This window comes from Azohydromonas lata NBRC 102462, from assembly GCF_001571085.1.
Lineage (GTDB): Bacteria > Pseudomonadota > Gammaproteobacteria > Burkholderiales > Burkholderiaceae_C > Azohydromonas > Azohydromonas lata.
In genome coordinates, this window is sequence record NZ_BCTC01000014.1 from 14,322 (window position 1) to 36,002 (window position 21,681).

The window sequence follows — 21,681 nt, forward strand, 5'->3', positions numbered from 1 at the left end:
CCTCACCTGTCCCTGGGCCCTCCAGCTTCCGGCCCGCCGCGCCGCTCGCCGCGTTCGCCGTGGTTGCCCGGCCCGCCGATTGGGCGGCCACCGCCGCCTTGCCCCATTGGCGCCGGAGCGCCCTGCATGGCGGGCGGCGCCACCTGCACGGGCGCAGCACGCGGCTGCACGGCCTGCGGCATGGGGGCTTCCTGGCGGGCTTGGGGCATCTGGTGCGCTTGCGGCGCTTGAGGAGCCTGCGGCATCTGCGGCGCTTGCGGCATATGCGGACGCTCCGGTGCCGGCGCCGGACGGGGCATCACCGGCTGCGCAGGCGCTTGCGGGCTGGGTGGCTGCATGGGCGCCGCAGGTTGCGGGGCGCGTGGTGCCTCGACCGGGCTGCGGGCGCCAAAGCCGTGCCGGTTGTCATCGAAGCCGGATTGGCCGCGCGGCGGCCCTTCCGGCGGTACGCGGTTGCCGGGGATGGTGGGCATGGCCGGGCGCGGGTTGTCGAAGCGCGGCACGTCGCCCTGGCCGCGCTGCTGGGGCGGGATCTGGTCGCGGCCCACGCGTGGAGGCGCGCCGGGCGCGGAGTCGCCACCGCCCTGGTAGCCGTCGGAGCGGCGCAGCGGCGGGGTGCGGTCGCCGTCGTCGTCGCGGCCACCCGGGCCGGCGCCCTGGCCGGGCCCACGCGGCGGCGGCGGGATGACGCCGGGGTGCTGCCCGCCCAATCCGCCCTGCAGGCCAGGCGAACGTCCACCCTGGCCCGGGAAATTCACCTGCCCCGGCGGCTGCGCGGCGCCCGGCGGCACGGGCGGCTGCGGCGCGCCCGGACGGGTGGACACCGTGCCCGGCGCCTGCGGCGGCGTGGCGCCCGGCTGCGTGGTCACGGTGACGGGCGGCGGCGGCACGGGGCGCTGGCCGTCCGGCCGTCCGGCCGCTTGGCCCGACTGGCCCGACTGGCCCGGCTGGCCTGGTTGGCCCAACTGGCCTTGCCCCGGCTGCCCCGGTTGGCCCTGGCCGGGCTGTCTTGGCCGGTCCGGGCGGCCGGGCTGGTCCGGCTCCTGCGGCCCGTGGGCGCCCGGCTGGCCCAACAAACCTTGGGGCGGACGGCTCTGCCCCGCCCCGTTGCCCTGCTGCGGGCCGCCGGGCTGGCCGGCGACGTCGCGCGGCGGCTGCTGCGGCTGGCCGCCCGGCGGGACGCGTCCCGCGCCCGGCTGCTGCCCACCGGGGCGCGCCACGTTGGGCGGCGGCGGAACGAAACCGGCCGCTGGCGGCACGCCGGGACGGTCGTCGCGCTGGTGGCCCGGGCGGTCGGGGCGCTCGTCGCGCTGGCCGCGATCGCCCCTGTCGCCGCGGTCACCCCTGTCACCACGGTCGTCGCCGCGGCCGGCGTGGTCATTGCGCCCCGGGGGGGGCGGCAGCACCGGTTGCTGCACGGGCAGCGCGGTGTTCCAGCGCGGCTCGACGCGGGGCACCACGCGGTCGGCGACGCGGCTGCGGTCGCGCAGCGAATCGGTGGCCACCACCGTCACGGCGCCGGGGGCGTTGCGGTTGAACCAGGGTTGGGCGCTGCCCTGGGGCGGCTGCCAGGGCGCGTGGCCGCGGTTGAGGTTCTGGATGTAGCGGGGGCTGGCGTTGAAGCGCGGCATGTAGGGGTCGCGCGGGGCCAGCGGCACCCAGCCGATGAGCGGCGGGGGTGGACGCCGGCCGGCCGTGATGCCCACGCTGATGTTGTTGCCGCCTATCCAGCCCACCAGCGCGGGCGCATAGACCGGGCGCGCCACGTAGCGGCCCGGCACCCAGCACCAGCGGTTGCCCCAGTAGGCCCAGCGGCCGTAATGGAAGGGGGCGAAGCCCCAAGGCGCGTCGTCCACCCAGCTCCAGCCCCAGGGGGCGACCCAGGCCCAGTGGCCGTAGCGGTAGGGTGCCCAGGCGGCGGACACGCCCACGGGGTACCAGACGGCGCCGTAGTCGGGGTGGGTGTCCCAGCGGCCGTAGCGGTCCAGGTCCGCCGCGCCGGTCATCTCGGTGGAGACGTAGCGGGGCGTGGCCGCAGCGGCCTCGCGCTGGTCCTGCGCGAGCACCCAGGCGCCGAAGGCGTCCTCGCCGGAGGCGGTGCTCATGTCGTAGTGGGTGCGGTCGTCCTGGCGCCAGAAGCCGTAGCGGGTGCCGGGCTGCAGTTGCAGCGCGCTGTCCTGGGACTGGAAGCGCATCTCGCCGCTCCAGGCTTGGGCGGTGGCGACGTTGTCGCGCACGTCCAGCCGGTACTGGCCGGTGCGCGTGGGCTGGAAGCGGGCGTCGTTGGCCAGCAATTCAAACTCGTTGACGCTCTCGGGCGAGCGCAGGCGCAGCGCGGCGCTGCCGCGCTCCAGGCGCAGGCTCACGCGCTGGTCGTCGAGTTGGTCGACGGCGAGCTCGGTGCCGCCGTCCAGGCGCAGCGAGGCCGAGCCGATCTGGATGTCGGCGCGGGCGTTGTTGTCGGTGGCGACGCGGTCGCCCGTGGTGATGGGCCGGTTGACGGCCACGGCCGTCCACTCTCCCTGCTCTTGGTCGTAGAGCCAGACCGTGCCCGTGGCCTGCGCCAGCCGGCCGATGCGGCCGGGCGGATCAGCCCAGGCGGTGCCCAGGGCCCCCAAGGCCAGCAGCGCCGCGGCGAGCAACAGCCGCAGGGCGTGGCGCAGTTCTCTTGTCGTCATGCCGTCTCCACTCGGCGGCCGCGCGTGGGGCGGCCTCTGCGGGTGTAACGGGGCAAGCGGGGTGCGGGCTGACGTGAGAGGGTGGTTACAAGGTAAAGAATTCCGATGTGACGGTGAATCCTGACCAACAGCCTGACCATGGGAGAAAGCAAAAATCAGCTTTCAAACAGCTACAGCAAATACAAGGAAAATTGATTTGATTAAAACCGTGTTATCAAGCATCGAAATCAGAAAATCCATCAAGCACGTTTTACGGCTCCAGAAAAAATCTGGGTCAAGCCATTTTGAAGGGATTTGGCGATGCAAGCCTCCAGCAATTGCTTGCCCAAGCTTTGGCCGCGATAGGCCGACAAAAGTCCCATGCCGGAACAGCCGCGATGGACATTTATTGGAAATCAATCTTCCTCAACCGGCACTCCAGGAAACAAAACCTCGGTAAACCCGAATTTCGCCATATCCCGAATCCGCGTCGGATAAAGCCGCCCAATCAAATGGTCGCACTCATGCTGCACCACCCGCGCATGAAACCCTTGCACTTCCCGCTCGATGACATTCCCGTCGAGATCGAAGCCGCAATAGCGGATACGCATAAACCGGGGCACCAGTCCGCGCAATCCGGGCACGGACAAGCAGCCTTCCCAGCCGTCCTCCTCCTCGTCGGACAAGGGTTCTATGACGGGATTGAGCAATACCGTCATCGGCACGGCCGGCGCGTCGGGATAGCGCTCGCTGCGCTCGAAGCCGAATATCACCATTTGCAGGTCCACGCCGATTTGCGGCGCGGCCAGCCCCACGCCGCCGGCGGACTCCATGGTGTCCAGCATGTCCTGCAGTAGGGCACGCAACTCGGCCGTGCCGAACTCGCGCACCGGCTGCGCCACGCGCAGCAGGCGCTCGTCGCCCATTTTCAAAAGTTCGCGCACGGCCATTTCAATCACTCCTCGTTGTCGGATTCGGATGCGCCCTCGCCCGCCACCAGCGCTCGCAAGCCGTCCTCGTCCAGAACCGGAATGCCCAATTCCTGCGCCTTGGCGAGCTTGGAGCCCGCCTCCTCGCCGGCCACGACGTAGGCCGTTTTCTTGGACACGGATTTGCCCGCCTTGCCGCCCGCGCCTTCGATCAGCGCCTCGGCTTGCTCGCGCGTGAGCGTGGGCAGCGTGCCGGTGACCACCACCGTCTTGCCCACCAGCGGCCCCGGCGGCGCCTCCTGGCGGCCTTCGTGCTCCTCCCAGTGCACGCCGGCGGCGCGCAACTGCTCCACCACCTCCACGTTGTGCGCCTGGTTGAAGAAGGTGCGGATGCTCTGCGCCACCACCGGCCCAACGTCGTGCACCTGCAGCAGCGCTTCCTCGCTGGCGGCAATCACCCGGTCCATGGAACCGAAGTGCGCGGCCAGGTCGCGCGCGGTGCGCTCGCCCACGTGGCGAATGCCCAGGCCGAAGATGAAGCGGCCCAGCGTCGTGCGCTTGCTCTTCTCCAGCGCGCCCAGCAGGTTCTGCGCGCTCTTGTCGGCCATGCGCTCCAGTTCCACCAGCGCGGTGAAGCCGAGCTTGTAGAGGTCGGCCAGGGTGCGCACCAGCGGCGGCTGGTCGCCTTCGCCCACGAGCTGCTCCACCAGCCGGTCGCCCAGGCCCTCGATGTCCATGGCCCGCCGCCCCGCGAAGTGCAGCACCGCCTGCTTGCGCTGCGCCGGGCAGAACAGGCCGCCGGAGCAGCGCCAGTTCACCTCGCCCTCCTCGCGCGTGATGTCGCTGCCGCAGGCCGGGCAGTGGCCGCCCAGCTTCTTGTAGAGATCGAAGGGCTCCGCGCGGCCGGGGTAGTCGTTGGGGTTGACGGCGGGCGCCCCTTCCCCGGACTCCACCGCCGTGCCTTCGGCTTGCGCGGCCGGGTCCGGCTGGCGCTCCAGCACGTCCAGCGCGGCTTCGGTCACCTCCTCGGCACTGGCGTGCGCCAGTTGCTGCGACGACAGCGAGGCCGACGGCACCACGCCCACGATCTCCGGGATCACGTCGCCCGCGCGGCGCACGATCACGCGGTCGCCCACGCGCACGTCCTTGCGGCGAATCTCGTCCTCGTTGTGCAGCGTGGCGTTGGTCACCGTGGTGCCGCCGACGAACACGGGCTCCAGCCGCGCCACGGGCGTGAGCTTTCCGGTGCGGCCCACCTGCACGTCTATGTCGCGCAGCGTCGTCACCTGCTCCTGCGCCGGGTATTTGTGGGCCACGGCCCAGCGCGGCTCGCGCGTCACGAAGCCCAGGCGCTGCTGCAGCGCCAGGTCGTTCACCTTGTAGACCACGCCGTCGATGTCGAAGGGCAGTACATCGCGCGCCGCCGCGATGCGGGCGTGGAAGGCGATCAGGCCGTCCGCGCCCTGCGCCACCTCGCGCTCGGCGTTCACCGGCAGGCCGAACTGCTCCAGCGCATCCAGCACTTCGGCCTGCGTGGCCGGCATGTCGGCCCAGCCCTCGATCTGGCCCCAGCCGTAGGCAAAGAAGCTCAAGGGGCGGCGGGCCGCGATCGCCGGGTCCAGTTGCCGCACCGCGCCGGCGGCGGCGTTGCGCGGGTTGACGAAGGTCTTTTCGCCCGCCTCGCGCTGGCGCTCGTTCAGGCGCTCGAAGGCGTCGCGCCGCATGTAGACCTCGCCGCGCACTTCCAGCACGGGGGGCGGCGTGGCGGTGGACAGGCGCAGCGGGATCTGGCCGATGGTGCGGATGTTCTGCGTGACGTCCTCGCCCGTCTCGCCGTCGCCCCGGGTGGCCGCCTGCACCAGCACGCCGTGCTCGTAGCGCAGGCTCATGGCCAGCCCATCGAATTTCAATTCGGCGACGTAGGCGACGGGCGCATCGGCCTCGGTCAGCGCCAGCTCGCGGCGCACGCGGGCGTCAAAAGCGCGCGCGCCCTCTTCCGTGGTGTCCGTCTCGGTACGGATGCTGAGCATGGGCACCTGGTGCCGCACGGGCGTGAAGCCCGGCAGCACCTGGCCCAGCACGCGCTGCGTGGGCGAGTCCGGCGTGCGCAGCTCGGGGTGCGCCTCCTCCAGCGCCTGCAGCTCCTTGAACAGCTTGTCGTACTCAGCGTCGGGAATCGTGGGCGCATCCAGCACGTAGTACTGGTGGGCGTGGTGGTGCAGCAGCTTTTGCAGCTCGGCGGCGCGGGCGGCGGGCCCAGCCGGCACGGCCAGGGCGGCGTCGGACGCTTGGGAGGCTTGGGAATTCGGGTCGAACAAAGGCATGGCCGGGAGTGTAGGCAAGCCGCCCGCGCGTTTGCGGGGTCCCCCGCGGCAAGAGGATTGCCGCCACCTCCCGGCCGCCTCCCGCCCACGAAGCACGGGGCGGCGCCGTGCCGGCACTGGCGCCGGTCCGCAGCAAACCCGAGGAGTAGTGGATGAGTTCCAGGAATTACAAGGAAGCCGCAACCCTGTCCCGGTTCCCCGCCTGGTGGAGCGTGGCCCTGGCCGCCGGCCTGTTGACGGCCTGCGGCGGCGGCAGCGACGTCACCCCCACCGACACGGCCGCCGCCGCCACCGAGCAGGCCGCCGCGGTCGCCTCCACGGCCGCCACTGCGGCCGACGATGCGGTCTTCGACGCCAGCCCCGAGGCGGCCTTGCCGTCCAAGTGCACCAGCGCCAGCCGCGTCAACGACACGATCCCCAAGCTCATGGAGTGCGTCACCTACAGCGAGGTGCGCAAGCACCAGAAGGCGCTGCAGGACATTGCCGATGCCAACGGCGGCACGCGCGCCTCCGGCACCGAGGGCTTCAACGCCTCGGCCCGCTACGCCGTGAAGGTGTTCCGCGAGGCGGGCTACGACGTGCGGCGCCAGTACTTCCAGTTCCGCACCTTCGAGGAGCTCTCGCCCACGCTGCTGAAAGTCACCGCACCCACCATGCGTGACGTGACCAACTCCGTGCTCGCCTACTCCGCCAGCGGCGACGTGACGGCGGCCGTGACGGCGCTGCCCTTCCAGCCCGCCGACGACACCCCGGGCTGCGAGGCCGCGGACTTCGCCGGCTTCCCCGCCGGCCACATCGCGCTGGTGGGCCGCGGCAACTGCACCTTCGCCGAGAAGGCCGCCAACGCGCAGGCCGCGGGCGCCGTGGGCGTGGTGATCGCCAACAACGTCGACGACGGCGAACCGCTCAACGGCACCTTGGGCGCGGACTTCCGCGGCACCATCCCCGTGACCTCCGTGACGCAGGCCGAGGGCAACCTGCTGGCCGCCGTCAGCGGGCTGCAGATGCGGCTGAAGACGGACACGCGCATGGAAGACGTCGCCACCAGCAACGTCATCGCCGAATCCAAGAAGGGCGACCCCGCCCAGGTGGTGATGGTGGGCGCGCACCTGGACTCGGTGGCCGAGGGCCCGGGCATCAACGACAACGGCTCCGGCGCGGCCGCCATCCTGGAAACGGCCAAGCAGATGGCCAAGGTGCACACGCGCAACCGCGTGCGCTTCGCGCTGTGGGGCGCCGAGGAGGCGGGCCTCGTGGGCTCGACCTACTACGTCGGCACCCTGCAGCCCTGGCAGCAGCGGCGCATCGCGCTGTACCTGAACTTCGACATGATCGCCTCGCCCAACCCGGGCTTCTTCATCTACGACGGCGACAACTCCGACAACGCCGGCGCCGGCGCCGGCCCGGCCGGGTCGGACGAGATCGAGAAGGCGTTCGAGGGCTTCTACGCGCGCCGCGGCATCGCGTTCAAGGGCACGGACTTCGACGGCCGCAGCGACTACGGCCCCTTCATCGAGGCGGGCATCCCCTCCGGCGGCCTGTTCACGGGCGCCGAGGGCATCAAGACGCCGGACGAGGCGGCGCTGTGGGGCGGCCAGGCGGGCGTGGCCTACGACCCGTGCTACCACCAGGCCTGCGACACCTTCACCAACAACAACGCCTTCGCCTTCAACGTGAACCTGCACTCCGTGGCCGCCGTGACGCTGCGCTTCGCCAAGGACGCCACGCCGCCGGGCGCGGGCCGCACCGAGGCCAACGCCCTGGGCGCCCGCGCCTCCAGCGCCGTGCTGATGCGCAAGGGCGACAAGTTCATCCGCTGATGGCGGGTTGAAAGCAAAACGCGGCCGCAAGGGGCCGCGTTTCGTGGACTGCGAAGCGGCTTTCCCGGGGACGGGGAAGCCGCTTTTCTTGATGCCCTCAGCTGAACAGCCTCCGCGCCGCCGCGGAGCCGGCCGCGAGGTCGCGGGCTTCCAGGGTGCGGTAGAGGTTTTCCAGGTCCTGCTTGATGGGCTCGAAGGCCTCGGGGCGCACGGGGCGGCCGGCTTCGTCCACCAGCGCGGCGTCCAGCTCCACGGCCAGCGTGGACATGGCCTTGAGCCAGGTGTCGAAGGGGTTGTCGGCCTCGGCCGTCTGCGGAATGTCCAGGCTCAGCGTGGCCACCTGCAGCATGGCGCCGTTGGGGTCCTCGGCCAGCGCGGCCTGCGGGTCGAACGACAGCACCAGCACCGGCGGCGCGCCCTCCTCGGCGCCCGGCATCACCAGCCGGCCCGGCACCGAGCCCGGGACGAAGCCGTGCTTCAGGCAAGCCTGCTGCAGATAGGCCACCGACCACGCCGCGGTGCGCGCGGCCACCTGCACGGCCAGTTGCGCGTCGTGCTGCATGGCGAAGTGGTCCAGCTCCTTGGCGCGGGCCACCACGTCCAGCATGTCCGGGAACTCGGCCGCCGCGCCCACGCTGTCGGCAAAGGGCTGCAGCTTCTGGACGAACTCGGAGTACTCGATCTCGTTGAGCGCCCCATGCCGGTTGGCCAGTTGCAGCCCGGCCTGCAGCTCGCGGTACTGCTGCCCCGGCGCGGGCGGCTCCCACTCGGCGGTGGCGGCGTTCAGGCCCTCGATCAGGAAGGGTTTGGTCCCCGCGCGGCGCGTGGTCGGCAAGTGGGCCTGGATGAACTCGCCGCTCAACCGCGCGTCCAGCGCCAGCGTGGCGATCACGTCGATGAGCGCGTCTATGCGCGGGCCGCGGCGCACCACCGGCGCGGGCGCGGACACGGCAGGCGCCGGTGCCGGCGCCGCCTGCGCAAGGGCCGCACCGCCGGCCGCGGGCTCCACGCCCGGGGCCACGGCTTCAGGCGCCAGGCCCACGGCGGCCGAGGCCGCCGCCACCGCCGCGTCGCCGCCCCGGCGCGCATCCACCAGCTCGGCCGACGCCACAGGCGCGGCCGTGGGCATGGGCGTGGGCACGGCCGCCATGTCGCCGCCCAGGGGCGGCTCCATGCGCGGAGCCTGCGGCGTGGCCGCGCTGGGCGGCTCGGCGCGGCGCGGCGTGTTCTTGCGTGCGTTCCACAGGCTTTGCACCACCAGCAACAGCAATATCACGCCGGCCAGGATGGACAGGGCGAGGGTCAGGCTCATCGAAGGCATCAGTGGGGTCCCTAGCGAGTTCTTGTGTCAGGCGGATCAAGCGGATTCGGCCATGCCGAGCGCCGCTTCCATGTCTACGGCAACGATGCGCGACACGCCTTGCTCCTGCATGGTCACGCCCACGAGCTGCTGCGCCATCTCCATGGCGATCTTGTTGTGGCTGATGAACAGGAACTGCGTGGCCTGGCTCATCTGCGTCACCAGCCGCGCGTAGCGCTCGGTGTTGGCATCGTCCAGCGGCGCGTCCACCTCGTCGAGCAGGCAAAACGGCGCCGGGTTGAGCAGGAAGATGGCAAACACCAGCGCAATCGCGGTGAGCGCCTTCTCCCCGCCGGAAAGCAGGTGGATGGTGCTGTTCTTCTTGCCCGGCGGCTGCGCCATGACCTGCACGCCGGCATCCAGTATCTCGGAACCCGTCATCACCAGCCGCGCCTGCCCACCGCCGAACAGGCTGGGGAACATGCGCCCAAAGCCCTCGTTGACCCGGTCGAAAGTGGTGGACAGCAGCTCGCGCGTCTCCAGGTCGATCTTGCGGATGGCGTCTTCCAGCGTGTTGATGGCGTCCAGCAGGTCGGCGTTCTGCTTGTCGAGGAAGCCCTTGCGCTCCCGCGCCTCGCCCAGCTCTTCCAGCGCGGCCAGATTCACCGCGCCCAGGCTGGTGATCTCGCGCTGTATGCGGTCGATCTCCCCTTGCAGGCCCCAGAGCTTGACCTGCCCGGCCTCTATGGAGCGTTGGATGGCGTCCAGATCCGCGTGCGCGTTGGTGAGCTGCTCCAGGTATTGCGCGCCGCCCAAGGTGGCCGCCTGCAGCTCCAGTTGCAGCCGCGTGATCTGGTCGCGCAGCGGCTGCAGGCCGCGCTCGACCAGGAGGCGGCGCTCGTCGGTCTGGCGCAGGCGCAAACTTAACTCGTCGTAGCCGCGGCGCTGCGCGGCCAGGGCCGCCTCGCGCTCGCGCCGCAGCGCCAGCGCCTGCGTCAGGCCTTCCTGCGCGGCGGCGTCGTCCAGCGCGGCCAGGTCGGCGGCCACCTGCGCGGCGGTTTGGGCGTTGTCCTGCAATTGGCGCGCGGCCGTCTCCAGCGCGCGCTGCAGCTCGCCGCGGCGGGCGGCCAGGCTGCGGGTTTCGAACTGCGCCTCCTGCGCGCGGCGCTCCAGCGCGCGCAACTGCTCGCGGGCCTGGGCGACGCGGTTTTCGGCGGCGATGGCGGCTTCCTGCGCGGCGGCTTCGTCTTCCTGGAGCTGGGCCAGTTGAAGGTCCAGCTCCTCGAACTTGGCTTCGTCCTCGGCCTGGCGGGCGGCCAGGGCTTCGAGCTGGGCATCCAGCTCCTGCACCTCATCCTGCAGTTGCGCCTTGCGGCCGGCGGCGGCCTGGGCCTGCTGGTGCAGCTTGAACCACTCCACGTGCAGCTTGTGGGCCTGCGTCTGCGCCTCCGCCGCGGCGCGGCGCAAGGTGCCGAGCTGGGCCGCGGCTTCGCCATAGGCACTCTCGGCGCGGCGCTGGACCTGCTGGGCGTCCTCCACGGCGCGCGCGGTCTCGGCCTGCGTCGCCTGCAGTTGCTCGATCTCCTGCGCGCGCTGCAGCAGCCCGGCCTGCTCGCTGTCCGGCGCATAAAAGCTCACCGCGAACTGCGAGACGGCGTGGCCCTCGCGGGTGACGATCCACTCGCCGTGCGTGAGGGACTCGCGGTTCCTGAGCGCCTCTTCCAGGTTGCCGGCGGTGTAGATGCCTTCCAGCCAGTCGCCCAAGAGCGCCTGCAGCCCCTTGTCGGTGAGGCGCAGCAGGTCCGCCAAGCGCGGCAGCGTGCGGTGCGTGCTGGGCGTCTCGCCGTCAGGCGCGTGATAGAAGGCCAGCTTGGCCGGCGGGGCGTCGCGCTCGAAGGCACGCACCGTGTCCAGCCGGCCCACGGGCAGCGCCGACAGGCGCTCGCGCAGGGCGGATTCCAGCGCCGTTTCCCAGCCGGGCTCGATGTGGAGCTGCTTCCACAGGCCCTGCAGCCCTTCCAGGCCGTGCTTGGCCAGCCAAGGCTTGAGCTTTCCTTCCGTCTGCACCTTTTCCTGCAGCGCGCGCAGCGCCTGCAGCCGGGCCGCCACCTGCGCCTGGCGGGCGTTGGCGGCGTTGACGGCTTCCTGCGCCTCGCGGCGGGCGGTGTCGAGCTGCGGCACCTCCTCGCTCAGCACGTGCAGTTGCTCCTCGGCCTGGGCCTGGGCGGCGGCGGCGTCCTCGCTTTGCTGCTGCAGCCCGGCCAGCAGGTCGGCGTCCGGCACTTCCAGCGCCTTGTGCTCGCCGTGCAGGCGGTCGCGGCGGCTGTTGAGCTGGCGTTGCTGGTCCTGCACGTGGCGACCGTCGGCGGCCAGCACCTGCAGCTGCTGCTGCACCTGCACCACGCGCTGGCGCTGCGCGGCCACCTTGGCGGCGGCTTGCCGCTGCGCGTCCTCGACGTCGGGCAGGCGCTCGGCCTGTTCCTCGGACTGCGCGGCCAGCACCTCGGCCTGCTCCTCGGCGGCGGCCATCTTCTCGGCGATGGTCTCCAGCTCCTCGGCGGCCTGCTCGCGGCGCGCGGCCCATTGGGCGTCCTGCGCGCGCAGCTCGTTGAGGCGCGCTTGGGCGCGGTCGCGGCCCTCGGCCACGTAGCGGATGCGCTCCTCCAGCCGGCTCACTTCCAGCGCGGCGTCCGACAGCTTGCCCTGCTCCACGTGCAGCGCGTCGCTGGCGGCGAAGTGCGCGCCCTTGACCTCTTCCAGCTCGGCTTCGACCTGCGCCAGCTCTTCCATGCGCTGTGCCAGCACACCTTGCGCCTCGGCGATGGCGGCCTTGACGCGCTCCTCCTCGACGCTGGCGTCGCGGTGCTTCAGGAACCAGAGCTGGTGCAGCTTGAGCGTGCCCTGCTCCTGCAGCGTCTTGTAGCGGGAGGCGACCTCGGCCTGCTTCTCCAGCTTGCTCAGGTTGGCGGCCAGCTCGCGCAGGATGTCTTCGACGCGCAGCAGGTTCTCGCGCGTGTCGCGCAGCCGCAGCTCGGTCTCGCGGCGGCGCTCCTTGTACTTGGAGACGCCGGCGGCCTCTTCGAGGAAGAGGCGCAATTCCTCCGGCTTGCTCTCGATGATGCGGCTGATGGTGCCCTGGCCGATGATGGCGTAGGCGCGCGGCCCCAGGCCGGTGCCCAGGAACACGTCCTGCACGTCGCGCCGGCGCACGGGCTGGTTGTTGATGTAGTAGCTGCTGGTGCCGTCGCGGGTGAGCACGCGCTTGACGGCAATCTCGCCGTAGCGGCTCCAGGGGCCGCCGGCCCGCCCGGTGGCGTTGTCGAACACCAGCTCGACGCTGGCACGGCTGGCAGGCTTGCGGTTGCCGGAGCCGTTGAAGATGACGTCCTGCATGGACTCGCCACGCAGCTCGCTGGCCTTGGACTCGCCCAGCACCCAGCGCACCGCGTCCATGATGTTGGACTTGCCGCAGCCGTTGGGGCCCACCACGCCGACGAGCTGGCCCGGCAACTGGAAAGTGGTCGGTTCGGCGAAGGATTTGAAACCGGAGAGCTTGATCTGGTTGAGCCGCATGCAGCACCGCGGCCCGCGCTGGCTGGCGATTCACGCCAGCCGCAGGCCAAGTAGTTGATTCCTAAGGGAAATTAGCGCCGGCGCGCCAGGCGAAAGCGGGCCGGATGATACCATCGCGCCCCTCGCCGCCCGGGCGGCTACGAATCCTTTCGAATTACCCCTCCCCCATGCCCAGCAAGACCGCGGCGCCCGCCGCCAAGAAGGCCGCCCCCGCGCGCAAGAGCGCAGCCGGCGCCGCCAAGACCGCCGCCACCTCCCGCAAGAAGACGTCCGTGGCCGAGTCGCTGCCGGCCAGCCGCCAGCGCCAGATGCCGCCCAACCCGCCCAGCGCGCCGAGCAAGGAGCTGCACGTCTTCCCGAATCCGGCACCGCAGCGCGACTACGTGATCCAGTTCCAGGTGCCGGAGTTCACCTGCCACTGCCCGCTCACCGGCCAGCCGGACTTCGCGCACTTCACCATCGACATGATCGCGGACGAGCTGTGCGTGGAGCTCAAGAGCCTGAAGATGTACTTCTGGAGCTACCGCGACGAAGGCGCCTTCCACGAGAAGGTGACCAACACCATCCTCGAAGACATCGTCAAGGCCTCGCAGCCGCGCTTCATCCGCATCACGGCCAAGTGGTACGTGCGCGGCGGCATCTACACCAACGTGGTCGTGGAGCACCGCAAGCGCGGCTGGAAGCCCCAGCCCCGCGTGGACCTGCCCAGCCACGCCGAAGAACGCGGCCTGCTGTGATGGCCCGGCCGCACGACAACGCCGCCGCCGCGCCGGCCGCCGAGGCCGCGCCGCCCGTGGTCGTGCGGCCGCCCTGGCAGAAGTTCGACGTGCTGGTGCAGCGCAGCCGCATCGACGGCCACGGCGTCTTCGCCAAGGAGCCCATCCCGCCGCGCGTGAAGATCGGCGAGATACGGGGCGAGTCCATCAGCGTCGAGGCCGCGCGCATACGCGCCACCCGCTACGAGCGCGTGATGATCGTGGAGGTGTCGGAGAAGAAGGCCATCGACTTCCACCGCTCCACCGACCCCATGCGCTTCACCAATCACTCCTGCTCGCCCAACGCGCGGCTGTGCATACGCCAGGGGCGCGTGGAGTTCTACGCCGTGCGCGCGATCGCGCCGGGCGAAGAGATCACCGTCTCCTACGGCGAGACCCACCACGAGGGCAAGCTGCGCTGCCAGTGCGGCGCGGCCAATTGCGTGGGCAAGCTCTGATGCCCATACGCCGTAGCGACTGAAATTGCCTCGTCATCCCGGCGAAGGCCGGGATCCACGAACACCGGGCAGCATCCCGGCCAACGTGGATGCCGGCCTTCGCCGGCATGACGGGGGAAAATTTCAGCTTCGATCAGAAGGTCGAATGCCACTTTGCGCCGCGCAGGCGCCACCACCCGCACCACCATGAACCCGCTGCTCCAACGCCTCAATCCCTATCCCTTCGAACGGCTACGCGCGCTCACCAAGGACATCGTCCCGAACAAGGATTTGAGGCCCATCAGCCTGGGCATTGGCGAGCCCAAGCACGCGACGCCGGCGCTGGTGGAAAAGGCGCTCATGGGCAACCTGCACGAACTGTCGGGCTACCCGCCCACCGCCGGCAGCCCCGCGCTGCGCGAGGCCTGCGCCGCCTGGATGCAGCGCCGCTACGGCGTGGCGCTGAACGCCGCCACGCAGGTACTGCCGGTCAACGGCTCGCGCGAGGCGCTGTTCGCGCTGGCGCAGACCGTCATCGACCCCAACAAGCCCGGCGCCACGGTGGTCTGCCCCAACCCCTTCTATCAAATCTACGAAGGCGCCGCGCTGCTGGCCGGAGCCGACGTGGTGTTCGCCAACAGCGACCCGGCGCGCAACTTCGCGCCGGACTGGTCCGCCATCGACGAGGCCACCTGGTCGCGCACGCAACTGCTCTACGTCTGCTCGCCCGGCAACCCCACCGGTGCCGTCGCGCCGCTGGAAGAGTGGAAGATGCTCTTCGAGCTCAGCGACCGCCACGGCTTCGTCATCGCCAGCGACGAGTGCTACTCGGAGATCTACTTCCGCGACGAGCCGCCGCTGGGCGCGCTGCAGGCCGCCAAGCTCCTGGGCCGCGACGACTTCAGGCGCCTCATCGTCTTGACCAGCCTGTCCAAGCGCTCCAACGTGCCCGGCATGCGCTCGGGCTTCGTGGCGGGTGACGCAGGCATATTGAAAGACTTCCTGCTCTACCGCACCTACCACGGCAGCGCCATGAGCGGCGTGGTGCAGGCCGCCAGCATCGCGGCCTGGGGCGACGAGGAGCACGTCATCGAGAACCGCGCGCTCTACCGCAAGAAATTCGAGCTGGTCACGCCGCTGCTGGCCGAGGTGCTGGACGTGAAGCTGCCGGACGCGAGCTTCTACCTGTGGGCCGCCGTGCCGGGCGGGGACGACATCGCCTTCAGCCTGGCGCTGCTCGCTCAATACAATGTCGCCGTGCTGCCGGGCAGCCTGCTCGCCCGCGATGCGCACGGCATCAACCCGGGGCGCGGACGCATACGCATGGCCCTGGTGGCGGGTGTCGAGGAATGCCTCGAAGCCGCCCAGCGCATCGTCGCGTTCACGCGCGACTACAGCCGCACTCTCACCAGCGCCGCTTCAATCAACTAAATCCCTCCAAGGACTGCCATGAGCCAGCAACTGCAATCCGTCATCGACGCCGCGTGGGAAGACCGCGCCACCCTGTCGCCCGCCAACGCCCCCGCCGAGGTGCGCGAGGCCGTGGAGACGGTGATCGCCGACCTCAACGCCGGCCGCCTGCGCGTGGCCACCCGCGAGGGCGTGGGCCAGTGGACGGTGCACCAGTGGATCAAGAAGGCGGTGCTGCTGAGCTTCCGCCTCAAGGACAACCAGATCATTCGCGCCGGCGACCTGGGCTTCTACGACAAGGTGGACACCAAGTTCGCCACCGCCCCCGAAGAGGAAATGCGCGCCAGCGGCGTGCGCGTGGTGCCCCCGGCCGTCGCCCGCCGCGGCAGCTTCATCGGCCGCGGCGCCGTGCTGATGCCCTCCTACGTGAACATCGGCGCCTACGTGGACGAAGGCACCATGGTCGACACCTGGGCCACCGTCGGCTCCTGCGCGCAGATCGGCAAGAACGTGCATCTGTCGGGCGGCGTCGGCATCGGCGGCGTGCTGGAGCCGCTGCAGGCCAACCCCACCATCATCGAAGACAACTGCTTCATCGGCGCGCGCTCCGAGGTGGTGGAAGGCGTGATCGTGGAAGAGAACTCCGTGATCAGCATGGGCGTCTACATCGGCCAGAGCACCAAGATCTACGACCGCGCCACCGGCGAAGTGACGTATGGCCGCATCCCCGCGGGCTCCGTGGTGGTCAGCGGCAACCTGCCCAGCGCCGACGGCAAGTACAGCCTGTACTGCGCCGTGATCGTGAAGAAGGTGGACGCGCAAACCCGCGCCAAGACCAGCATCAACGAGCTGCTGCGCGCCTGATGAGGGCGCGGACCGCGGCGCCTGCGCTGCCGCGGTCCTTGGCTTGCTTCTCGAAAAAACAACTCGTCATGCCCGCGAAAGCGGGCATCCACGCGCACCGACCCGGTGGCCTGGAAACGGCGACCTTGCGCAATGCGGTTCGAAGGCAACACCCCGGCGATCGTGGATGCCCGCTTTCGCGGGCATGACGAAGCAAAGGACGAAGCGCCCGCACTGACGGGAGGCCCGCTTCGTTCCCCGGCTACGCCCTGACGACACACGGCGCCGAGGACGGGCATGACTGCATCACTCTTTCCCTTTCCCGGTGTCGCCATGACCACCACCCTTGAACTCGCCGAGGCGCTCGTCGCGCGCCGCTCCGTCACGCCGGAGGACGCCGGCTGTCAGGCCCTGATCGCCCAACGGCTGCAGGCCCTGGGCTTCGAATGCGAGCTGCTGCAGCACGGCCCGGACGATTTCCGCGTCGCCAACCTGTGGGCCATTCGCCGCGGCACGCAGCCGGGCTGCGCCTTCGCCTTCGCCGGCCACACCGACGTGGTGCCGCCGGGCCCGCTGGCGCAGTGGACCTCCGACCCCTTCGTCCCCTCGCACCGGGCAGGGAAGCTCTACGGCCGCGGCACGGCGGACATGAAGACCTCCATCGCCGCCATGGTGGTCGCGGTGGAGGAGTTCGTCGCCGCGCAGCCGGAGCACGCCGGCTCCATCGCCTTCATGATCACCAGCGACGAGGAGGGCCCGGGCACCGACGGGACGATCCGCCTCGTAGAGCTGCTGCAGCAGCGCGGCGAGCGGCTGGATGCCTGCATCGTGGGCGAGCCTACCTCGGTCAACAAGCTGGGCGACATGATCAAGAACGGCCGCCGCGGCTCGCTCTCGGGCAGGTTGCGCGTGCTGGGCGTGCAGGGCCACATCGCCTACCCGCAGCTCGCGCGCAACCCGCTGCACGAGCTGGCGCCTGCGATGGCCGAGCTGGTCGCCATGCAGTGGGACCCAGGCAACGAGCACTTCCCGCCCACGAGCTTCCAGATCTCCAACCTGCACGCCGGCACGGGCGCGGGCAACGTGATCCCGGGCGAGGCCGTCGTGGACTTCAACTTCCGTTTCAGCACCGAGAGCACGGCCGAGGGCCTCAAGCGCCGCGTGGTGCAGGTGCTGGAGCGCCACGGCCTGCAGTACGAGCTGAGCTGGGCCCTGAGCGGCAACCCCTTCCTCACGCGCGAAGGCTCGCTGTGCACGGCGCTGGCCGGCGCCATCGCGGACGAAACGGGCTTGAAGACCGAGCTGTCCACGACCGGCGGCACCTCGGACGGCCGCTTCATCTCCAAGATCTGCCCGCAGGTGGTGGAGTTCGGCCCGCTGAACGCCACCATCCACAAGATCGACGAGCACGTCGAGACGGCGAGCATCGAGGTGCTCAAGAACGTTTATCGGCGGACGCTGGAGCGGCTGCTGGCGACGGCGACGGCGCCGGACGCGGCTTGAGGCCATGACGCCGACGTCCCCTCGCCAGCAAGGGCGTCACGCACCCCACTTCGTCATTCCCGCGCAGGCGGGAATCCAGGCGGCCCCACGCCAGAGCGCAGAGAAGCGGCAGGACCGCCACCATGTCGGCCTCGTCGTGCCGGCCCATGCGCCTTCGGCCCGCTTGGGGACCGCCTGGATTCCCGCCTTCGCGGGAATGACGGATCAGGGGGGTGCTGCGTGCCAGTCTCCGGCTGGCACCTGCCGAGCCTTCTCGGACCGATATCACTGATTGACCCCATGAAACTCATCACCCTCCTGGAGCACAACGCCCAGCGCATGGAAGACGCCGGCCTGAGCTTCGGCCACGGCACCACCAACGCCTTCGACGAGGCCGTGTGGCTGACGCTGTGGAAGCTGGGCCTGCCCCTGGACGACCTGGACGGCGTGGCCGAGCGCGAGCTCAGCGGCGACGAGACCGCCGCCGTCAACGCCCTGGTGGACGAGCGCATAGCCACCCGCAAGCCCGCCGCCTACCTGACCCGGGAAGCCTGGCTGCAGGGCGTGCCCTTCTACGTGGACGAGCGCGTGATCGTGCCGCGCTCGCTCATCGCCGAGCCCCTGGCCGACGGCACGCTGGACGCCTGGCTGAGCGCCGACACCCGCCGCGTGCTGGACCTGTGCACCGGCAACGGCAGCCTGGCCGTGCTCAGCGCCCTCGCCTGGCCGGAAGTCGAGGTGGACGCCGCCGACCTGAGCCCCGAGGCGCTGGAAGTCGCCCGCATCAACGTGCAGCGGCATGAGCTGGCCGAACGCATCCGGCTGCGCCTGGGCGACGGCCTGCAGGCGGCCGACGGCGCCTACGACCTGATTCTCTGCAATCCGCCTTACGTAAACTCCGAGAGCATGGCGGCCCTGCCGCCGGAATACCGCGCCGAGCCGGCGCTGGCCCTGGCCGGCGGCACGGACGGCATGGATTTCGTGCGCCGCCTGCTGCGCGACGTGCCCGCCCACCTCACGCCGCACGGCGTGCTGGTGCTGGAGATCGGCAACGAGCGCCAATACTTCGAGGACGCCTTCCCGCACCTGGGCCCGGCCTGGCTGCCCACCAGCGCCGGCGACGACCAAGTGCTGCTGCTCACGCGCGAAATGCTCACCGAGCTGGTACAGCCGCCCAAGGAAGCCCAGGAACCCAAGGAGGCCGGCCAGTGATCACGCTGCGCAACGTCACCCTGCGCCGCGGGGCCAAGGTGGTGCTGGAAGGCGCCAACGTCGTCCTCAACCCCGGCGAGAAGGCCGGCCTGGTGGGCCGCAACGGCGCGGGCAAATCCAGCCTGTTTTCGCTCATGGCCGGCCGGCTGCACGCCGACGCGGGCGATTTCGAGATGCCGCCGACCTGGCGCCTGGGCGAAGTCGCGCAGGCCATGCCGGAGACGGAGCAGCCCGCCACCGATTTCGTGCTGGACGGCGACATCCCGCTGGTGGAGGCGCGCGACGCCCTGGCCGCCGCCGAGTCCGGCAACGACGGCCACGCCATCGCCGAGGCGCACGTCAAGCTGGAGGAGGCCGGCGCCTTCGACGCGCGCGCCCGCGCGCAGGCGCTGCTGCTGGGCCTGGGCTTCAAGCTCCAGCAGCTCGACGCCCCGGTGAACAGCTTCTCCGGCGGCTGGCGCATGCGCCTGCAGCTCGCCCGCGCACTGATGTGCCCGGCCGACCTGCTGCTGCTGGACGAACCCACGAACCACCTGGACCTGGACGCCCTGGTCTGGCTGGAAGGCTGGCTGCAGCGCTTCAAGGGCACGCTGCTGGTGATCTCGCACGACCGCGAATTCCTGGACGCCATCACCGGCGTGACGCTGCACCTGGAGGACGCCAAGCTCGACCGCTACGGCGGCAACTACTCGGCGTTTGAGGGCATGCGCGCCGAGCGCTTGAGCCAGCAGGCCTCGGCCTACGAGCGCCAGCAGGACAAGATCGCCCAGCTCCAGCGTTTTATTGATCGCTTCAAAGCCAAGGCCACCAAGGCGAAACAGGCCCAGAGCCGTGTGAAGGCCTTGGACCGCATGGAAAAGCTGGCGCCCGTGCTCACGGCCAGCGATTTCTCCTTCCAGTTCCGCGAGCCGGTGAGCCTGCCCAACCCCATGCTCAGCCTGCGCGCCATGGAGTGCGGCTATCCGCAGGAGGACGGCGGCTCGGTGACCATCGTGCGCAACGTCAACCGCACGGTGCTGGCGGGGCAGCGCATCGGCATCCTGGGCGCCAACGGACAAGGCAAGTCCACTCTGGTGAAGACGGTGGCGCGCGAACTCTCGCCCATCGCCGGCACCATGACCGAGGGCAAGGGCCTGTCCATCGGCTACTTCGCGCAGCAGGAAATGGATTTATTGCACGGCGAGGACACGCCGCTGTCCCACATGATCCGCCTGGCCAAGGTCGTGAGCCCGCAGGCACGCGAGCAGGAGCTGCGCGATTTTCTCGGCCAGTTCCGCTTCGGCGGCGAGATGGCGGCGCAGCCCATAGGCACGCTCTCTGGCGGCGAAAAGGCGCGCCTGGTGCTGGCCAGCCTGGTCTGGCAGAAGCCCAACCTGCTGCTGCTGGACGAACCGACGAACCACCTGGACCTGACGACGCGCGAAGCGCTGTCCATGGCGCTCAACGAGTTCGAGGGCACGGTGATGCTGGTCAGCCACGACCGCGCCCTGCTGCGCGAGGTGTGCGATGAGTTCTGGCTGGTGAGCCGCGGCGGCGTCGAACCCTTCGACGGCGACCTGGACGACTACCAGCGCTGGCTGCTGGACCAGGCCAAGGAAGCCGCCCGCGCGCTGAAGGACGCCGCGTCGGCCGAAGCGGCGGCCATTGCGGCGGCTTCGCCGGACGGCGCCCCGGTCAACCGCAAGGAAGAGCGCAAGGCGGCGGCCGCGCAGCGGCAGAAGCTCAACGAGATGGCCAAGCCGCTCAAGAACGAGCTGAAGAAGGTCGAAACCCGCCTGTCCACCGCCACCACCGAACGCGACAACGCCCTCGCTGCCCTGGGCGCCGCCGATTTGTCCCCTCAGCAGCGCGCCGACGCGGGGCGGCAATTGAAGGCGCTGGAAGACGAGATCGAGGAATTGGAAATGCGGTGGCTGGAATTGGGGGAGCAGTTGGAGCAGTTGGCGGGGTGAGGGTTATCCGGATTTCATACCCCATTTGGAAAATCCACGGGTTTCCACAAATCAGCAGGTAGAGCTTGAGTTGGGGTTGCCGTTCGCTGCAGGAACGGCACAAGGAAGTCGTAGAGGCAGCAAGAAAAATCTTTGCCTTGTGCGAATCCTTTTCCGCCCCGGCCTCCTCTTGTCCCCCGAAGCCACTCCCGGCTTCGCCACAAGAGGCCCTCCATGCTCTACCTGAAAAACATGTCCACTCCCCACCGCCTGGCCCGCGTGCTGCTGGCCCTTGCCGGCGTCGTGCTGCTGCTGGCCGGCGTGCTGGGCAAAACGCTGCTGCTGCCCGTGGGCGCCGTGCTGCTCGTCCTGGCCCTCACCGGCCTGCTCGGCTGGTGCCCCATGTGCGCCCTCGTGGATTTCAGTCGCGGCCGGCGCTGAGCATGTCGGCCTTCAGCGACACCCTGGTCAGCCAGGCCATGCAGGGCGACGCGCTCGCCCTCGAAGGGCTGCTGCGCAGGACACAGCCCGACCTGCGCCGCTACGCCCGCCGCTTCTGCCTCGCCGCCGACGTGGACGACGCGGTGCAGGAGTCGCTGATCCGCATCACCCAGCGCCTGCCCCAACTGCGCGCCGCCGCCGCGCTCTCGGGCTGGCTCATGACCATGGTGCGGCGCGAGTGCCTGCGCCTGGCCCGCAGGGTTTGGCGGGAGGAGCCGTCCGACGAGCAACTGCTCGCCCAACTCGCCACCCGCGCCGAGGACGGCCTGCGCCTGGACCTTGCCCGCGCGCTGGAATCCCTGCCCGCCCACCACCTCGAAATCGTGCTGCTGCGCGACTTCGAGGAGCTCTCGCTGCAGGACATCGCCCAGCGCACCGGCGAGTCCATCGCCTGCATCAAGAGCCGGCTGCACAGGGCGCGGACCCTGGTGCGCGAATACCTCGCCACCGCGGCCTGAGCCGGCTTGAAACCTGTCGTCCAGCCTCAGCAACCAGCGCTGGCCGGAC

Annotated in this window: 16 protein-coding genes; 10 read left to right on the top strand and 6 right to left on the bottom strand. The window is 70.4% G+C overall.

All coding sequences use genetic code 11. The features are described from left to right. Window positions 1–2: 2 nt before the first annotated feature. The 4 genes from ALA01S_RS07410 to ligA all read right to left on the bottom strand — a co-directional run bounded on the left by ALA01S_RS07410 (window position 3) and on the right by ligA (window position 5,910). Complete coding sequence (locus ALA01S_RS07410; protein ID WP_066334155.1) at window positions 3–2,678, bottom strand: DUF6600 domain-containing protein; 2,676 nt, start codon at window positions 2,676–2,678, stop codon at window positions 3–5. Between the two features lie 239 nt (window positions 2,679–2,917). Further along, a complete protein-coding gene (locus ALA01S_RS35435) occupies window positions 2,918–3,040 on the bottom strand; it encodes a GNAT family N-acetyltransferase (RefSeq protein ID WP_373862979.1) in 123 nt (40 codons plus the stop codon). Between the two features lie 33 nt (window positions 3,041–3,073). Continuing rightward, window positions 3,074–3,607 (bottom strand): peptide deformylase, encoded by a 534-nt coding sequence (gene def, locus ALA01S_RS07415; RefSeq protein WP_066334158.1) that lies wholly within the window; start codon window positions 3,605–3,607, stop codon window positions 3,074–3,076. Window positions 3,608–3,612: 5 nt separating this feature from the next. Then, window positions 3,613–5,910 carry an NAD-dependent DNA ligase LigA gene (gene ligA, locus ALA01S_RS07420; protein WP_084267306.1) on the bottom strand — a complete coding sequence of 766 codons (2,298 nt, stop codon included), beginning with the start codon at window positions 5,908–5,910 and terminating at the stop codon, window positions 3,613–3,615. 152 nt (window positions 5,911–6,062) lie between these two features. Here ligA and ALA01S_RS35310 point away from each other — a divergent pair, with 152 nt between their 5' ends. Further along, window positions 6,063–7,730: a M28 family peptidase gene (locus ALA01S_RS35310; protein WP_084267307.1), complete on the top strand. Its 1,668-nt coding sequence runs from the start codon at window positions 6,063–6,065 to the stop codon at window positions 7,728–7,730. A 97-nt stretch (window positions 7,731–7,827) separates the two neighbouring features. Here ALA01S_RS35310 and ALA01S_RS07430 read toward each other — a convergent pair whose 3' ends face one another. Both ALA01S_RS07430 and smc read right to left on the bottom strand, forming a co-directional pair. After that, entirely contained in the window at window positions 7,828–9,042 is a 1,215-nt protein-coding gene (locus ALA01S_RS07430; RefSeq protein WP_066334164.1) for a cell division protein ZipA C-terminal FtsZ-binding domain-containing protein, read from the bottom strand. 45 nt (window positions 9,043–9,087) lie between these two features. After that, window positions 9,088–12,603: a chromosome segregation protein SMC gene (smc, locus tag ALA01S_RS07435; protein ID WP_066334168.1), complete on the bottom strand. Its 3,516-nt coding sequence runs from the start codon at window positions 12,601–12,603 to the stop codon at window positions 9,088–9,090. A 308-nt stretch (window positions 12,604–12,911) separates the two neighbouring features. Between smc and queF the strand changes: the two genes are divergently transcribed. The 9 genes from queF to ALA01S_RS07480 all read left to right on the top strand — a co-directional run bounded on the left by queF (window position 12,912) and on the right by ALA01S_RS07480 (window position 21,632). Continuing rightward, on the top strand, window positions 12,912–13,340 hold the full coding sequence (gene queF, locus ALA01S_RS07440) for a preQ(1) synthase (RefSeq protein WP_066334346.1): 429 nt from the start codon (window positions 12,912–12,914) through the stop codon (window positions 13,338–13,340). Further along, window positions 13,340–13,816, top strand: a complete 477-nt coding sequence (locus ALA01S_RS07445) for an SET domain-containing protein (protein ID WP_066334171.1) — start codon at window positions 13,340–13,342, stop codon at window positions 13,814–13,816. The genes queF and ALA01S_RS07445 overlap by 1 nt, the downstream gene beginning before the upstream one ends. A gap of 186 nt (window positions 13,817–14,002) precedes the next feature. Further along, window positions 14,003–15,226: a succinyldiaminopimelate transaminase gene (gene dapC / locus ALA01S_RS07450; protein WP_066334347.1), complete on the top strand. Its 1,224-nt coding sequence runs from the start codon at window positions 14,003–14,005 to the stop codon at window positions 15,224–15,226. Window positions 15,227–15,244: 18 nt separating this feature from the next. Beyond that, window positions 15,245–16,069 (top strand): 2,3,4,5-tetrahydropyridine-2,6-dicarboxylate N-succinyltransferase, encoded by an 825-nt coding sequence (dapD, locus tag ALA01S_RS07455; RefSeq protein ID WP_066334176.1) that lies wholly within the window; start codon window positions 15,245–15,247, stop codon window positions 16,067–16,069. Between the two features lie 312 nt (window positions 16,070–16,381). Beyond that, window positions 16,382–17,551 (top strand): succinyl-diaminopimelate desuccinylase, encoded by a 1,170-nt coding sequence (gene dapE / locus ALA01S_RS07460; protein ID WP_066334179.1) that lies wholly within the window; start codon window positions 16,382–16,384, stop codon window positions 17,549–17,551. Between the two features lie 279 nt (window positions 17,552–17,830). Further along, window positions 17,831–18,742 (top strand): 50S ribosomal protein L3 N(5)-glutamine methyltransferase, encoded by a 912-nt coding sequence (gene prmB, locus ALA01S_RS07465; protein WP_066334181.1) that lies wholly within the window; start codon window positions 17,831–17,833, stop codon window positions 18,740–18,742. Next, on the top strand, window positions 18,739–20,694 hold the full coding sequence (locus tag ALA01S_RS07470) for an ABC-F family ATP-binding cassette domain-containing protein (protein ID WP_066334183.1): 1,956 nt from the start codon (window positions 18,739–18,741) through the stop codon (window positions 20,692–20,694). The genes prmB and ALA01S_RS07470 overlap by 4 nt, the downstream gene beginning before the upstream one ends. 213 nt (window positions 20,695–20,907) lie before the next feature. After that, a complete protein-coding gene (locus ALA01S_RS07475; RefSeq protein WP_066334185.1) occupies window positions 20,908–21,114 on the top strand; it encodes a YgaP-like transmembrane domain in 207 nt (68 codons plus the stop codon). A 2-nt stretch (window positions 21,115–21,116) separates the two neighbouring features. Further along, on the top strand, window positions 21,117–21,632 hold the full coding sequence (locus ALA01S_RS07480) for an RNA polymerase sigma factor (RefSeq protein ID WP_066334192.1): 516 nt from the start codon (window positions 21,117–21,119) through the stop codon (window positions 21,630–21,632). Window positions 21,633–21,681 lie beyond the last annotated feature (49 nt).

Bases quoted from the DNA above. Each gene is read 5' to 3' on its own strand.
- ALA01S_RS07410 (WP_066334155.1), bottom strand. From the start codon at position 2,678: ATGACGACAAGAGAACTGCGCCACGCCCTGCGGCTGTTGCTCGCCGCG.
- ALA01S_RS35435 (WP_373862979.1), bottom strand. From the start codon at position 3,040: ATGGGACTTTTGTCGGCCTATCGCGGCCAAAGCTTGGGCAAGCAATTG.
- def (WP_066334158.1), bottom strand. From the start codon at position 3,607: ATGGCCGTGCGCGAACTTTTGAAAATGGGCGACGAGCGCCTGCTGCGC.
- ligA (WP_084267306.1), bottom strand. From the start codon at position 5,910: ATGCCTTTGTTCGACCCGAATTCCCAAGCCTCCCAAGCGTCCGACGCC.
- ALA01S_RS35310 (WP_084267307.1), top strand. From the start codon at position 6,063: ATGAGTTCCAGGAATTACAAGGAAGCCGCAACCCTGTCCCGGTTCCCC.
- ALA01S_RS07430 (WP_066334164.1), bottom strand. From the start codon at position 9,042: ATGAGCCTGACCCTCGCCCTGTCCATCCTGGCCGGCGTGATATTGCTG.
- smc (WP_066334168.1), bottom strand. From the start codon at position 12,603: ATGCGGCTCAACCAGATCAAGCTCTCCGGTTTCAAATCCTTCGCCGAA.
- queF (WP_066334346.1), top strand. From the start codon at position 12,912: ATGCCGCCCAACCCGCCCAGCGCGCCGAGCAAGGAGCTGCACGTCTTC.
- ALA01S_RS07445 (WP_066334171.1), top strand. From the start codon at position 13,340: ATGGCCCGGCCGCACGACAACGCCGCCGCCGCGCCGGCCGCCGAGGCC.
- dapC (WP_066334347.1), top strand. From the start codon at position 14,003: ATGAACCCGCTGCTCCAACGCCTCAATCCCTATCCCTTCGAACGGCTA.
- dapD (WP_066334176.1), top strand. From the start codon at position 15,245: ATGAGCCAGCAACTGCAATCCGTCATCGACGCCGCGTGGGAAGACCGC.
- dapE (WP_066334179.1), top strand. From the start codon at position 16,382: ATGACCACCACCCTTGAACTCGCCGAGGCGCTCGTCGCGCGCCGCTCC.
- prmB (WP_066334181.1), top strand. From the start codon at position 17,831: ATGAAACTCATCACCCTCCTGGAGCACAACGCCCAGCGCATGGAAGAC.
- ALA01S_RS07475 (WP_066334185.1), top strand. From the start codon at position 20,908: ATGCTCTACCTGAAAAACATGTCCACTCCCCACCGCCTGGCCCGCGTG.
- ALA01S_RS07480 (WP_066334192.1), top strand. From the start codon at position 21,117: ATGTCGGCCTTCAGCGACACCCTGGTCAGCCAGGCCATGCAGGGCGAC.